The sequence below is a fragment of the Kitasatospora sp. GP82 genome (assembly GCF_029892105.1).
GTDB lineage: Bacteria > Actinomycetota > Actinomycetes > Streptomycetales > Streptomycetaceae > Kitasatospora.
In genome coordinates this window covers 1-13,163 of record NZ_JARZAJ010000077.1, presented here as the reverse complement: position 1 = coordinate 13,163, position 13,163 = coordinate 1, and the positions used below count along the sequence as shown (strand labels likewise).

Genomic DNA, 13,163 nt, shown 5'->3' with positions numbered 1-13,163 from the left:
GGATCGTGGGCTGGCACACCTCCGAGCGAGCGGACGCCGACCTGGTCCTCACGGCGCTGGAGTACGCCCTCCACGGCCGCCCGGTGGAGCCGGGCCAGCTGATTCATCACAGCGACCACGGCTGTCAATACACATCTATCAAGCTCACAACCCGCCTGCTCAAGGCCGGAATTGAGGCAAGCATGGGCACGGTCGGCGACTCGTTCGACAACGCCCTGGCGGAGAACTTCTGGAGCGTGCTGAAGACCGAGTGCGTGCGCCGCACGACCTTCGCGACCCGCATGGACGCAGACCTGGCGCTGTTCGCCTACATCGACGGCTGGTACAACACCCGGCGCATCCAGAAGCGTCTCGGCTGGCTCAGCCCGGACGAGTACGAGGCGAAGCACTACGCCGACCAGGCGACGACCGAACCAGTGGCCGTCGAACCACCCACACCCGCCCTGACCAGCTAATCAGCACCTCCCGCACACCGGGGGAAGCTCACACGGGAGCCTGCGGACATGCCCGGGCTGCCACAGGCGGCCCCGGCCGCCTGCGCTGTCCGCGGCTCGCCGGCGCGTGCCGAGGCGGCGCGGTTCTCGGCGCAGCCCGGCGCACTGAGCCCGTCGGCCGGGTGGGCCGGCCGGGCGCTGTGCGGTCTGTCAGCCCAGGTCCGCCAGGAGGGCGTTCAGTTCGCTCTCCTGCTGCGCCGGCGACATCGGCGGGTTCGGGTGGTCGATGCCGAAGGTCTTGAGCACTTTGTCCATCTGGGCGTCGATGGAGGTCCAGCCGGTTTCGTCCAGCGGCTGCAGCGAGGCCTGGTCGGCATCCCACAGGTCACGCAGCGACTGGGCGGCCGCGTGGGCCCCGGCTGCGTCCCCCGAGCGTGCGTCCTTGAGCGAGGTGGATGCGAGGGTCCGCAGCGCGCCGACCTTCGCGGGCGGGAAGTTCTTCACCGCCTGGCCGGGAGCCAGCTGGACGGCGGAGGTGGTGTCGGTCTCCGGCGCCGGACCGACGTGCGGCTGACCGTGGGCCCAGACCAGCAGGCCCGCGGTGGCGACGGCCAGCAGTCCGAAGCCGGCAAGCGCGATGCGCTCCTTGCGCGGGTCGCTGGTGACCTGTGCGGCGTGGACCGCCTCGTAGGTCTCGGTCACATCCGAGCGCGTCACCGTCAGGTAGACCACCGTCGCCAGGATCAGGCCGAGGAAGATCAGGCTGGTGGTGAACGTGCCCAGCGCGAGACCGGTCGGGTCGCCCGGGTTCTGGGCAACCTTGGGGGAGGCGAGCCAGTCGCCGATGTTCGCGCCCAGCGGGCGGGTCAGGATGTAGGCGAGCCAGAAGGACAGCACCGGGTTCGCGCCGAACCGCCACAGCGCCGTGATCGCCGCGATGAGGCCGAGCGGCAGCAACACTGAGACGCCCGGGCTCCAGCCGGTCAGCTCCAGAATCCAGTCGCCGGTTGCGGTGCCGAGCGCGAAGGTGACCAGGACGGTCAGCCAGTAGAACGACTCCCGCGAGAACGTGGTGACCGAGTGGATCGACAGCGTGCGCTCACGCGCCCACCACACGCCGAAGACCACCGCGAGCAGCACCGAGAAGACCGCGGAACTGATCCACAGCGGCACGTTCAGCTGGTCGGTCAGGATGTCGGTGTACAAGGTGCCCGTGACGCTGACAACGACCACGGTCAGCCAGTAGGGGAACGGGACGTACCGCTTCAGCCGCAGCTGGGCGGCCAGGACCACCACGAAAACCGCGGTGAAGATCCAGGCCGTGTTCACCAGGCCGACGCCCAGCTGGGTGTTGATCCAGTCGGCGAAGCTCTCACCGACCGTCGTGCACAGGACCTTGATCACCCAGAACCAGATGGTGACCTCGGGGACCTTGTTGAGCATGAGCCGCCCGCTGCGCGCGCGTGCTTCCGTTGTCGTTGTCATGCAGGGAGGTTTACGCCGGGAACCTGCAAGCAACCTGACTACGTGGCCGCACGCGCGGCCGGGAGCGTCACCTCGACGTGACCGCGGCCGTCCGCGATCGCGCGGACCTCCACTCCGGCCGAGGCGGCGATGCGCCGGACCACCGGCAGCCCCAGCCCGTACCCGCCGCCGCCGGTCACACCCGCTTCAAAGACCCGGTCGACCTCCGCGGGATCGAACCCGGGGCCGTCGTCCAGGACATCGACCACGATTGCCTCACCCTGGATGCGCGCGGTGATCCACACATGCGACCGCGCATGCCGCAGGCCGTTCTCCAGCAGCGGCAACAGCAGCGAGACGGCGACGTCGGCCGCTACAGCGACCTCGGCCTTCGCGGGAAAGGCGACCTCGACCGCGCGGCCGGCGATCGCCTGCCGTGCGGCGGAGTGCAGATCGCACCGGGTCCCCTCGTCTGTCCGTGCGCGCGCGGCGCGCAGAATCGTCGTGATCGCCGCATCGAGGCGGTCGACCTCGCTCAGCACCGCCTCCGGCGGCACCGGCTCGCCGGACAGCTGCGCCAGCTGCGCCTCGCCCCGCAGGACCGTGAGCGGTGTCCGCAGCTCGTGGGCGATCTCATCGGTGAGCCGACGCTCGTCCGCCAGCGCGTTGTCGACGCGCTCCAGGAGGTGGTCCAGCGTCCGCCCCAGTTCCCCGAACTCGTCGCGGGGGACTCCGAGGTTGAAGCGGCGCCCGGGTTCGTGATGGCCCCAGTCGTCGGCGAGGGCGGCCATCTCCTGCACGACCCGCAGCGCGCGGCGCACCACGAGGTGCGCGACACCGCCGGCGAGGAGGATCGTGAGGGCGCCCAGTATCAGCGACAAGGTCAGGCCGCGCTGCTCGGATGTCTCGTAGGGCGTGAGGTCCACCCGGACGATCACCATGACGTGGTGGCCGTCGATCGGGACCTGCCGCGCGTACAGGAGGTAGTTGTCGACGGCAGCGGTCTGCGATCGCCCTGAGTCTGCCAGCGCCTCGACGCGCTCGACCACGCTTGCCGGTACGTTCCCGTCGATCAGGCGGCCCTCGGCATACACCCAGGCGACCTCGTCCAGCGCCTCGCTGCCGTTCTCCGTCAGCACGACACGGCCGCCCACGGCGGTGACGTTCGCCGCGATCGCCTCGGCGCGGGTACGCGCCAGATCGTGCGCGTCGGCGTCCGTCACCCGGCTCAGCAGCACGTGCGAGACCACGACCAGTATCGCGACCACGGCGGTGGCGATCAGCACAGTGAGCGCGACGATGCTTCTGCGGAATCCCGTCACTGCCATCGGTAGCCCACGCCGCGGACGGTCGCCAGACGCTCGGCCACACCCAGCGGACCGAGCTTGGTCCGCAGCCGGCGCACGAAGGAGTCGAGGGTGTTGTCGTTGACCTGCGCTCCGTGCGGCCAGCCGGCAGCGATGAGGGCGTGGCGGCGTACCGCGTCGCCCTGCGAGGCGATCAGGCGGCCCAGTAGCCGGAACTCGGTCGGGGTCAGGCTCATGCTCACCGAATCGTAGGTCACCACGTGCTTCGCCGGATCGAGGACGACCTCGCGCGGTGCGGGCGACACGGTGGCCCGGCGCAGCAGCGCTCGGACGCGGACCAGCAGTTCCGGGATGTCGAAGGGTTTGGTCATGTAGTCGTCGGCGCCGGCCTCGAAGCCGCCCACCTTGTGATGCAGGCCGTCCAAGGCGGTGAGCATCAACACCGGCGCGTCGACGCCGCGAGCCCGGAGGGCCAGGCAGACGTCGCGGCCGTCGGCGTCTGGGAGCCCGAGATCCAGGACGACCAGATGGGGCGCTGGTGCGAGCTGCCGCAGCAGGCTGTCGGCCGTGGCGGCGACGGAGACGGTGTGGCCGTCGTGTTCCAGGGCGCGCTTGAGGACGCCGCGGACCGCCGCGTCGTCTTCGCACACCATGATGAAAGCCACGTGCTGACCCTAGATACTCGCGTCTCAGTTCTCCATCTGCCCTGGTCAGCCGCCTGACGGTCGGGAGCAGGCCGCTGGTGCCGAACGCCCCTGCCCTGCCATGAAGCCACGACGGTCGGGCGCGACCGGCCGAGCCGCAGCAGCGGGGGTCTGCGGGAGGACCACAATGGGTCGCATGGACTCCGTGCAAGAGTACATCGACGCCATTGCGCCAGGTCACCGCTCGCTCTTCGACCGGGTGAGCGGGCTGATCCTGGAGGAATTCCCGCAGGCGAGCGTGGCGCTGTCGTACGGAATGCCCACCTACCGGGTCGAAAAGCGTAGGCTGCACATCGGTGTCTGGCAGCACGGCGTCTCGATCTACGGGTGGGGAACAGACCGCGATGGTGGCTTCAGCTCCCGCCATCCCACGCTCATCAGCGGAAAGGCCACCCTTCGGCTGCGGTCCACGAACATGGCGGCCGTCACCGACGATGAATTGCGCGCTCTCATCCGTGCCGCGCTGAAGCCCTGACCGGGGGCCCGGTGTCAATCCCCTGATTTCGTAGAGGCCTTCTTTATGCGGCCAGGTCCTCCTGGTGGTGGCTGGCGCGTGCTTCGCTGATGATCCGTTCGAACTCCACCGGTGGCAGTCCACCGGCCGCGCTGTGCCTCCGACGTGTGTTGTAGAAGTCGGCTATCCAGGTGGCGATCTTCAGTCGGGCCTCGGAGCGGGTGGCGAACGTGTGCCGGTGGATGTACTCGACCTTGATCAGCGAGTTGAAGCTCTCCGCGGCGGCGTTGTCCAGGGCCGACCCGACGCGCCCCATGGACTGGACCACGCCCAGCCGGTCACACAGGTTGTTGTACGCCTCGCTGGTGTATTCGGCGGATTCAACTGATCGTCGCAACACCTCGATCGAGGAGGATGTTGTGGCTCAGGGAAGGGCGCGGGCGGCACTTCGGGCGGGTCGCCCGCCGTTGCGGTCGCCGGGTCGGCCTCCGATCAGCCGGCGGGCCGAGCGGCAGCGGTTCTGGCGGCTGATCGCGAAGGGGCTGACCAGCGAGGACGCCGCCATCGCGGTCGGTGTGTCGCCGGTGCTGGGGACACGCTGGTTCCGTGAAGGTGGCGGCACGCCACCGATCAGTCTTGAGGAACCGTCAGGACGTTACCTGTCCTTCGCCGAGCGCGAGGAGATCGCGCTGCTGCGCACCGGCCGCGCACTGCGCGTCCCCAGAGCCCGGACCCAGGGCCGGGGCAAGAACTTCGTCACCAGGGACGTGCTGATCAGCCAGCGGCCAGCCGAGGCCAACGACCGTGCGGTTCCCGGACACTGGGAGGGCGACCTCATCATCGGCCTGAACAGTTCCGCGATCGGCACCCTGGTCGAGCGCACCACCCGGTACACGATGCTGCTGCACCTGCCACCAATGGAGGGCCATGGCGGACCACGCGCCAAGAACGGCCCCGCACTCGCCGGCCACGGCGCTGGAGCCGTCCGCGACGCCATCGCCACCACGATCACGGACCTCCCCGAACACCTGCGCAGATCGCTGACCTGGGACCAGGACGCAGAGATGGCCCACCACGCCCAACTGCGCATCGACACCGGGCTGCAGATCTACTTCGCCGACCCGCACAGCCCCTGGCAACGCGGCACCAACGAGAACACCAACGGCCTGCTACGGCAGTACTTCCCCAAGGGCACCGATCTCAGCAGGCACAGCCGTGGCGACCTGGACGCTGTCGCCGCAGCGCTCAACGGCCGCCCACGCAAAACCCTGGGATGGAGGACGCCCGCCGAAGTCTTCAACGAGCAGCTACGGTTGATCCAACAGGGTGACAGTGTTGCAACGACCGGTTGAGCCTGGGGAATACACGTCGACTGAATTCCGAACCGAAATAAGCAAGTTGAAGATGAGGCAGTCGACGGGGCGAGTCGGCTCCTGTTACGATAACGCCGCTGCCGAGAGCTTCTTCGCCGTCCTGAAGGAGGAGATCGGCACCCGGGTCTGGCCTGACCGTGCCAGCACCCGCGCGGAGGTCTTCGCGTTCATCGAGACCTTCTACAACCGCAGGCGCCTACGCAGGCACCCCGAGTGGGGCTACCTCACGCCACTCGAGATCCGACAGCGCCACCAGCAAGGTCATGCCCTCGCGACGTAGAAGATCGGTGTCCAACCGCAGGGTGGAACTTCACTGCGCTGACCATCGACAACGCGTGCGGATTGCCGAGACCGACCCCGGCGGCAGGCGCGGGCTTCGCCGAGCATGGCATAGGCACGAGCCTTACGGACTTGAGCAGGGGGCGGGCGGTGGGCTCCTGGGCGCCGGTCAAGGCGTGGTCGAGGACGTCGTCGCAGCAGTCGCCTTCTTCGCCAGCGCATCGTTCGGGAAGCTCGGCGCTGTGCTGGCACACCACAGCGAGGTGGAGAGGGGGGCGCTACCGGGCCCGACTCGCATGCCTCCCACGAGTCGACCAGGAGGGAGTTGCTGTGCACCGAGTGGTTCGTCCGTCACGCCCCTGTTGCGACCGCAGAAGCTCAGACGGAACTGACCATCTGAGCCTTGCGAAGTACGGTCCTGAGCTGCAGCTCTTCCAGACCCGCGGAGGCCCGGTGGGAACTGCTCCGGCGTGCCCCCGGGGGTGCCGGTACGAGGTGCTCGTTGAGCCTTCGCGCCGACAGAGCTCCGGGCGCGCCCCGGAGCGCAATTCTCCAGTGACGCCCCCACCGCGTGCTCACAGTCGGTAGGTTGAAGCTGGCCCTGGCCACCGTCCGCGTCCAGCGAACAGGATCGATCCGCGATGACCACCACCGACCTGTCCGTCGGCGACCGGCCCGAGAACCGGCGCACCCTGATCGTCGGGTTCTTCGGCACGTCGATCATGGAGCATCTTGAAGCCTTCAATACCCAGATGACCAACTTTACCGCCCGTGCGGATGCCCGTGTTGCTTCTGAGCTGGGGCGATACGTCGCGTAGGTGTCCGTGACGTTGCGACAGCTGTGCGGAAGGGGCTCCTTCTTCCGACCTGGGGCGATTGACTACGGGCCGTGCTCGCCAGGTCGGCTGGCCGTTGCGACTAGGCCGTGTTTTAGGTCGGGCTTATGGTCCGCTCCTCGCACTGTGATGATCACGGTGTGGGGCGTGGGAATCTTTCTGATGAGCAGTGGTTGATCCTGGAGTCATTGCTCCCTGCGGCGGGTGTGAGTCGCAGGTGGCCGGGTCGGCGGCGACTGGTGGACGGTGTGCGGTGGCGGGTTCGGACTGGTGTCCCGTGGCGTGATCTGCCAGACAAGTACGGCCCCTGGCAGACCGTGCCAACGGCTCTCCACGCGGCGTCAGTACTGTGGGCGGATCGAACTCATGGGTCACCCGGCGCGCTTCGACGGGAGGCCCGTCAAAGATGCCCAGCACCCTGGCCCACAGGAAGTCCCGCAGGAGGATGCTGCCGCCGTTCTCCTGAAGCAACCGTGGTTCTCAAGCGGCTTGCCTTACCGGCGACGCTCAATGATGACGTGCCGTGGCGAGCCGTTGGCTGCCACCAAACCCCAGAGCACGTCGATCTGATCCAAGGCGCCGCCGCGGCCGAGCAGTTTCACGTCCGGGCGTTGGCGGGGTCGACTGCCGATCCGGTTCGATGTCTCGTCACCGTGCTCCACAACAATGGCTCGGAAGTGACCTTGCCAACCCTGATGCTCTTGTGACTTTCTGGAGCCAGTCGAAAACCGCTTGTAGTCGGCGTTCGGGTGAACGGTGAAGGGATGACGATGAGCACTGCCCACGCGGCAGCCACAGGTGGCGAGCACTCCGCCCCTCCGATCAGCACGGTCGCGGGGACCGGGGTCGCGGGGTTCAAAGGGGACAACGAGCCTGCCGTTTCGGCTCAGTTGAACCGCCCGTACGGGATCGCGGTGGACAGCGCCGGCACCCTCTACTTCTCCGACTACAACAACAACCGGGTCCGGAAGATCACGACTGACGGGAAGATCAGCACGGTCGCGGGGACCGGGGGCGCGGGATTCAGTGGGGACAATGGCCCTGCCGTCTCGGCCCAGCTGAACTACCCGCGTGAGGTGGCGGTGGACAGCGCAGGCGCCGTCTACATCACCGATACCAACAACCACCGGATCCGGAAGATCACGGCCGACGGGAAGATCAGCACGGTCGCCGGCACGGGCGCCGCGGGCTTCGGCGGTGACGGCGGCCCCGCCACCGCCGCCCTCTTGAACCTCCCGTTGGGGGTGGCGGTGGACGGCACCGGCGTCCTCTACATCTCCGAGTACTACAACAACCGGGTCCGGAAGGTCACGGCCGACGGGAAGATCAGCACGGTCGCCGGCACGGGCGCCGCGGGCTTCGGCGGTGACGGCGGCCCGGCGGCCTCGGCCCAGCTGAACCTCCCCGTGGGGGTGGTGGTGGACAGCACCGGCACCCTCTACATCGCCGAGTACAGCAACAACCGGGTCCGGAAGGTCACGACTGACGGGAAGATCAGCACGGTCGCCGGCACGGGCGCCGCGGGCTTCGGCGGTGACGGCGGCCCGGCCGCTTCGGCCCAGCTGAACTACCCGTTCGGGCTTGCTGTGGACTGCGTCGACACCCTCTACATCGCCGACCACGCCAACAACCGGGTTCGGAAGATCGCGTCGGCGAAGATGGCTGGGAGGCCCGAGTCGGGCACGGTGGTCTCCTGGGCCAACGTCCGCAGCAGGTTGCGGATGGGGGTCCTGCGTGAGTCCACCAAGGACGGGGCCGAGGTTCACCAGTCCCTCGCCGTCCCCAGGGATCACCAGCGGTGGCGGCTGGTCGCGGCGGGCCAGGACAACGGCGACGTCCTGTACAGGATCGAGAACGTGCGCAGCGGCAAGGCCCTGGAGGTCGTCGGAGCACAGGAGGCGGCCGGGGCGGTGGTCGCGCAGCGCACCTACGAGGGCGGTGACGCACACCACCAGCAGTGGCGGCTGATCCCGGTGGGCTCCGTGACCGACACCCCGCGGGTGTACGAGATCGCGAACCGGAACAGCGGTCTGCTCCTGCGAGTCGACACCAACGCCTGTACGGCGATCAAGCAGGACGGGGCGGAGGGCGACGGCCAAGGCCGGCAGTGGCAGCTGCTCCCCGTGTGACGCACGAGGGGTCCACGGAAACGCCTTCCCGGGCAATGGAGCCCGTAATAACTTCGATTGTCGGAACGCGCGCAGATGCCTGTTTTCATTTCACCGAGCGCGGTTCGGCCAGATCAGCCGAGGACGGGGAATGCCTTCCAACGCGTACAACCTGGAACGGGCCAAGCGCCAGCCGCTGACGAAGAAGAACCTGCGGGAACTCAACATCGAGCAGACCTGGCAGTCCATCCTGGACCACCCCAACCTGGTCTACGTCGACGACTACGGCGTGCGGCACAAGCCCGTCGGGTTCTCCGTGAACAAGTCGAGCTTCGGCGCCTTCCCCGGATCCGCGTTCCAACTGGGCTGGCTCGCCTACATGAACCTCGGGGAGCCGCTGATCGAGGAGCGGCGCAACATCGACCAGCCCCCGCCCGACACGTTCTCCTCGCGCGCCTACGTCAACCGCAGCCAGACGTCCCCGATGACCTTCACCGACTCGGTTGATTTCACCGTGTCGAACGGGGTCACGTGGTCGCTCCAGGGGAATGCCCAGCTCACCTTCGGCGGCAGTGTCAGCGCGCAGCTGCAGCTGCAGCTGCAGAATCAGCTCGGTTTGAACCTCCAGGCGCAGCTTCAGACGCAGCTCCAGAACGAGTTGGCGAACAAGAACGCGAACACGGTGACCAGCAAGAACAGCAAGGACAACATCGGGGTGGACAACGCGAACGCCACCGAGACGGGCGTGAGGAACGCGGCGACGAACTCCGCGTCGGGCTCGGTGGCAGGCTCGGTGGCGTTCACGACCCAGGGCAGCGCCGCCGGCACCGCGGCGCTCAACGCCTCCCTTGCGCAGGGCATCGCTGCCTCTGTCGGCGGCTCCCTGACCACCAGCTGGGCCTCGAAATCGCAGATCTCCGGCGAGGTCCCGCCGGGCTCCCGCGTGGAGACCATCGTCACGCAGCGGCGTACCCGCAAGCAGTACACGTACGAGATCCCGGTGACCTTCTCCGGATTGATCGCGGTGAAGTACGACGTCCCGGTGGCGGTCCTTTCTCCCCCGCAGCCCGGGGACTATCCCGGCCTCGACCAGTTGGTCGCCCGCGACATCAGCGACATCGACCTGGCGGGCGGCGGCTTCCGCATGAAGGGGTTGGCCGAGGTCGTCTCCGCCCTGGAGGTCCACCACACGATGTTCGACGGCGAGAGCCTGACGGACAGCCAACGTGGACTGTACAAGCAGCCTTGACCGGGCGGGCGCGCCGCCACGACGACGACCAGAGGTGACGACCATGGTGTTCGACAACATCTTCGGCTTCGCGGGCAAGGGCGCGGGGCTCTTCTCGGTGACCACCGACCGCGACAAGCCACAACCGGGGGCGAACGTCGACTTCGAGGACGCCGACGACGACACATACGACGACACGAGCACAAGCCTGTACACCAGCGCGATCCACGGAGCTTCCTCCCGGGCGAAGATCGTGCAGGAGCAGTCACCCGAAGCGCGAGCCGTCCTGGGCTTCCTCGGCTCCTTCATCCACAACACCCAGGCATCGGCCGATGCGCAGGCCCAGTACGCCCAGAATCCCAGCTCGGTATCCACGGCGGCGTCCGCCGGCATGCAGGAGTCCAGTGCGACGGTGACGAATCACAGCGACCTTCAAAAGGACGAGGACCTGAAGAACATGCCGAAGAAGAGCGATTACGCCAAGCCCCCCAAGGCAGAAGCCCCCGAGGCCAAGGAGCCCCCCAAGGCCCCCAAGGCGACCGCCGAGAAGCCGGACCGTTCCGAGTAGTGTCCGAGTCCCGAGGTCTCCCCTCATCACGTTCAATCGAGTGGCCAAGGTTCGGCGGCTGCTCAACACGCCGGATTTGACGGTAGCTTGAGGCACTGTCGATCACTCGGTCGATGACTTTCCGACAGTCCTTCCTGCGAGCGCTGTGGCCTCGAATATTGCCGTGGATGACGGTATTTGTTTCGGTCATCCATGCGTTTTCTGAGTATTTTCGATCGAGGGCGGTTGGGCTTGCGGTAATTCCGCGTGATAGTCCACTGCATTGAGCGCCCGATGCTTTGTTCTCCACATCCAGAACAGGTGAGGTTTCCGCGATGTACACCCAAGAACGCACGGCAATGGCGAATTTGGTGGTCGGCGGCCCGGTGGCGGTGAACAGCTACGACAACGCCATCGTGGCTGCGCTGGTCGAGAACCGGCCGGTCATGCTCGTCCACGCCTTCAACGGCGGCTACCTGCGGCCCGTCGAGCTGAAGGAGGACAGCCACGACAAGGGGGTCAAACTGTCCACCGCGCTCGACCCCGCCACCAAGGACGCGCAGGGCCACCTCTGGCACATCACCCCCGCCGGCTTCTTCGGGCAGCGACCGCTGTACTTCATCGAGAGCGCCGCGGGCCAGGTGTCGCCCACACCCTCCGGTGCGGGCCAAGCCGCCGCCGGCCGCGGCGACGATGGCGTGCCGAAGCCGCAGCGCCGGCGCATCACCGTCCACCAGGAGGCTCCCAAGAGCACGGCCGACACCGTCCAGGTCGGCCTCCCCGACAAGGTCGGCGACAAGTGGCGCGGGAAGAACGGCGCGCCCGAGGACACCCAGCTCTGGGTCGTCACGGTGACGCCGTGGGGCGGGATCACGTTCGTGCCGATCACCCATCCCGACGCCATCCTCGGGTTCAAGGATTACGCGGTGACGGCCGACAGCGAGGTGCGTCTCACCTACAACTGGGGCGGAGACTTCACCGGGACGGTCATCAACACGTTCTATCCGCGGCTGCCCAATGAGTGGGACGTCCCGTACCACCACGTCTTCACGTGATCCGCGGCCACCGCCGCGCCACACCCGTCCCGAGCCAACGCCCGCGCCGCCTGGAAGAGGCACCACGATGCCCGTGCCCACGGAAGAACTGAAGCTGGAGATCGTCAACGCCGCCACGGGGAAGACCCTCGGCGCCAGGGCCGCGCCGGGCGCGGACGGGGCGCTCGTCGTCCGCGACTTCCCCGATGGCGGCCCGAGCCCGGAGCAGTGGCAGCTCACCCCCGTGCAGGCCGCGCAGGACGAACAGGCATATGTGCTCCGCAACGCGGTCAGCGGCAAGGTGCTCGACAACCCCGCCGCCACGGACCGCGGCGTCCGCCAGTGGGACGCCGCCGCCGGTAAGCAGGGCCAGCAGTGGCACGTCGTCCCCGTTGAGGGCGAAGCGGGCCTCTACTTCATCGAGGGCACGGCCGACGGCGCCGTTCTCGACCTCGCCGACCCTGGAGCGGACGACACCCGGGTCGTCCTGCGCGAGTACGACGACAGCGCTAAGAGCCAGCGGTGGCGGTTCGTCCCGGCCGAGCCCGAGCGCATCAGCGACCCGGTGCTGCGCTGGGCACCACTGAGTCACTGGAACGGCCGCCGGTCATGGCGGCTGGCCCGCTCGACCGCGCTGCGGCCGGCACCCGACGCGACGCCCTCCTTCAGCGACATGCTGCTGGTCCTCGAGCGCTTCGGGAGCGACCAGGACGCCGGCGGGTGGAAGAGCGTCGGAGCCAACCGCTCTCCCAGCGGGCAACCAGGCTGGTGGGCCGGGGTCGGTGCGCGGTTCCTCGCCGACACCACGGGAGCAGGGCGCGCGGACATTGTAGGGCTCAAACCCGCGAAGGGGGCTGTGACGTCGTCCAGCAGGGGCGACGGCACGTTCGACGACGACGAGCGCGTCCTGCACCCGCCAGCGCCCTCCCCGAGTCCCGCAGACCTGTCGACCCTCGTGGACACGACGGGCGACGGCAGGCCCGACGTCGTCGTGCTCTGCGCCGACGGTGTCCGAGTGTCCCTGCAAGACAAGGGCGGGACGTTCACGCCCGCAGGCGGCAAGCTGGTCCTCCAGGCGTTCGGACACAGCCAGCAGGCCGGCGGGTGGCTTGCCGACAAACACCCCCGCTTCCTCGCCGACACCACCGGTGACGGCAGGCTCGACATCGTCGGCTGCCACGACGACGGCGTCTGGGTGTCACTCCAGGACGCGGACGGGACGTTCGCACCACTCGCCGACAAACCGGTCCTTCGAGCATTCGGACACAGCCAGCAGGCCGGCGGGTGGCTTGCCGACAAGCACCCCCGCTTCCTCGCCGACACCACCGGTGACGGCAGGCTCGACATCGTCGGCTGCCACGACGACGGCGTCTGGGTGTCACTCCAGGACGCGGA

Annotated in this window: 15 protein-coding genes and 1 pseudogene; 12 read left to right on the top strand and 4 right to left on the bottom strand. The window is 68.1% G+C overall.

The window, feature by feature from the left end; genetic code table 11:
* The coding region (locus P3T39_RS36000) for an IS3 family transposase (RefSeq protein WP_280703534.1) at positions 1-455 on the top strand (455 nt) is incomplete at its 5' end.
* Between the two features lie 189 nt (positions 456-644).
* On the opposite strand, the gene P3T39_RS35995 is transcribed toward P3T39_RS36000, so the two are convergent.
* The 3 genes from P3T39_RS35995 to P3T39_RS35985 are packed head-to-tail and all read right to left on the bottom strand — an operon-like array spanning position 645 to position 3,870.
* A complete protein-coding gene (locus P3T39_RS35995; RefSeq protein ID WP_280703532.1) occupies positions 645-1,919 on the bottom strand; it encodes a hypothetical protein in 1,275 nt (424 codons plus the stop codon).
* A 38-nt stretch (positions 1,920-1,957) separates the two neighbouring features.
* On the bottom strand, positions 1,958-3,226 hold the full coding sequence (locus tag P3T39_RS35990; protein ID WP_280703531.1) for a HAMP domain-containing sensor histidine kinase: 1,269 nt from the start codon (positions 3,224-3,226) through the stop codon (positions 1,958-1,960).
* Positions 3,217-3,870, bottom strand: coding sequence for a response regulator transcription factor (locus P3T39_RS35985; protein WP_280703530.1), 654 nt, complete (start codon positions 3,868-3,870; stop codon positions 3,217-3,219). The genes P3T39_RS35990 and P3T39_RS35985 overlap by 10 nt, the downstream gene beginning before the upstream one ends.
* Before the next feature lie 175 nt (positions 3,871-4,045).
* Here P3T39_RS35985 and P3T39_RS35980 point away from each other — a divergent pair, with 175 nt between their 5' ends.
* Complete coding sequence (locus tag P3T39_RS35980) at positions 4,046-4,384, top strand: DUF1801 domain-containing protein (protein WP_280703529.1); 339 nt, start codon at positions 4,046-4,048, stop codon at positions 4,382-4,384.
* Between the two features lie 43 nt (positions 4,385-4,427).
* On the opposite strand, the gene P3T39_RS35975 is transcribed toward P3T39_RS35980, so the two are convergent.
* Positions 4,428-4,760 (bottom strand): integrase core domain-containing protein, encoded by a 333-nt coding sequence (locus tag P3T39_RS35975; RefSeq protein WP_280703528.1) that lies wholly within the window; start codon positions 4,758-4,760, stop codon positions 4,428-4,430.
* Positions 4,761-4,782: 22 nt separating this feature from the next.
* Here P3T39_RS35975 and P3T39_RS35970 point away from each other — a divergent pair, with 22 nt between their 5' ends.
* The 10 genes and pseudogenes from P3T39_RS35970 to P3T39_RS35925 all read left to right on the top strand — a co-directional run.
* Positions 4,783-5,715 carry an IS30 family transposase gene (locus P3T39_RS35970; RefSeq protein ID WP_280703527.1) on the top strand — a complete coding sequence of 311 codons (933 nt, stop codon included), beginning with the start codon at positions 4,783-4,785 and terminating at the stop codon, positions 5,713-5,715.
* A gap of 52 nt (positions 5,716-5,767) precedes the next feature.
* Complete coding sequence (locus P3T39_RS35965; RefSeq protein ID WP_280703526.1) at positions 5,768-6,016, top strand: integrase core domain-containing protein; 249 nt, start codon at positions 5,768-5,770, stop codon at positions 6,014-6,016.
* A 640-nt stretch (positions 6,017-6,656) separates the two neighbouring features.
* The gene (locus tag P3T39_RS35960) at positions 6,657-6,833 is read left to right on the top strand and encodes a hypothetical protein (RefSeq protein ID WP_280703525.1); all 177 of its coding nucleotides are present in this window, start codon (positions 6,657-6,659) and stop codon (positions 6,831-6,833) included.
* A 158-nt stretch (positions 6,834-6,991) separates the two neighbouring features.
* Positions 6,992-7,171, top strand: a pseudogene (locus P3T39_RS35955) (transposase); the annotation flags it as partial.
* Between the two features lie 153 nt (positions 7,172-7,324).
* On the top strand, positions 7,325-7,558 hold the full coding sequence (locus P3T39_RS35950) for a hypothetical protein (protein ID WP_280703536.1): 234 nt from the start codon (positions 7,325-7,327) through the stop codon (positions 7,556-7,558).
* 63 nt (positions 7,559-7,621) lie between these two features.
* Positions 7,622-8,980 (top strand): RICIN domain-containing protein, encoded by a 1,359-nt coding sequence (locus P3T39_RS35945; RefSeq protein WP_280703535.1) that lies wholly within the window; start codon positions 7,622-7,624, stop codon positions 8,978-8,980.
* Between the two features lie 130 nt (positions 8,981-9,110).
* Positions 9,111-10,208: a hypothetical protein gene (locus P3T39_RS35940; RefSeq protein ID WP_280703524.1), complete on the top strand. Its 1,098-nt coding sequence runs from the start codon at positions 9,111-9,113 to the stop codon at positions 10,206-10,208.
* Positions 10,209-10,251: 43 nt separating this feature from the next.
* Positions 10,252-10,755, top strand: coding sequence for a hypothetical protein (locus P3T39_RS35935; RefSeq protein WP_280703523.1), 504 nt, complete (start codon positions 10,252-10,254; stop codon positions 10,753-10,755).
* Positions 10,756-11,069: 314 nt separating this feature from the next.
* Positions 11,070-11,789, top strand: coding sequence for a hypothetical protein (locus tag P3T39_RS35930; RefSeq protein ID WP_280703522.1), 720 nt, complete (start codon positions 11,070-11,072; stop codon positions 11,787-11,789).
* 67 nt (positions 11,790-11,856) lie between these two features.
* Positions 11,857-13,163 (top strand): RICIN domain-containing protein (locus P3T39_RS35925; protein ID WP_280703521.1); only part of this gene is annotated, 1,307 nt, incomplete at its 3' end.

What these genes read in the sequence shown, in the direction of transcription:
- P3T39_RS35945 (WP_280703535.1), top strand. Translation starts at nt 7,622, where the DNA reads ATGAGCACTGCCCACGCGGCAGCCACAGGTGGCGAGCACTCCGCCCCT.
- P3T39_RS35940 (WP_280703524.1), top strand. Translation starts at nt 9,111, where the DNA reads ATGCCTTCCAACGCGTACAACCTGGAACGGGCCAAGCGCCAGCCGCTG.
- P3T39_RS35995 (WP_280703532.1), bottom strand. Translation starts at nt 1,919, where the DNA reads ATGACAACGACAACGGAAGCACGCGCGCGCAGCGGGCGGCTCATGCTC.
- P3T39_RS35935 (WP_280703523.1), top strand. Translation starts at nt 10,252, where the DNA reads ATGGTGTTCGACAACATCTTCGGCTTCGCGGGCAAGGGCGCGGGGCTC.
- P3T39_RS35990 (WP_280703531.1), bottom strand. Translation starts at nt 3,226, where the DNA reads ATGGCAGTGACGGGATTCCGCAGAAGCATCGTCGCGCTCACTGTGCTG.
- P3T39_RS35930 (WP_280703522.1), top strand. Translation starts at nt 11,070, where the DNA reads ATGTACACCCAAGAACGCACGGCAATGGCGAATTTGGTGGTCGGCGGC.
- P3T39_RS35960 (WP_280703525.1), top strand. Translation starts at nt 6,657, where the DNA reads ATGACCACCACCGACCTGTCCGTCGGCGACCGGCCCGAGAACCGGCGC.
- P3T39_RS35965 (WP_280703526.1), top strand. Translation starts at nt 5,768, where the DNA reads ATGAGGCAGTCGACGGGGCGAGTCGGCTCCTGTTACGATAACGCCGCT.
- P3T39_RS35980 (WP_280703529.1), top strand. Translation starts at nt 4,046, where the DNA reads ATGGACTCCGTGCAAGAGTACATCGACGCCATTGCGCCAGGTCACCGC.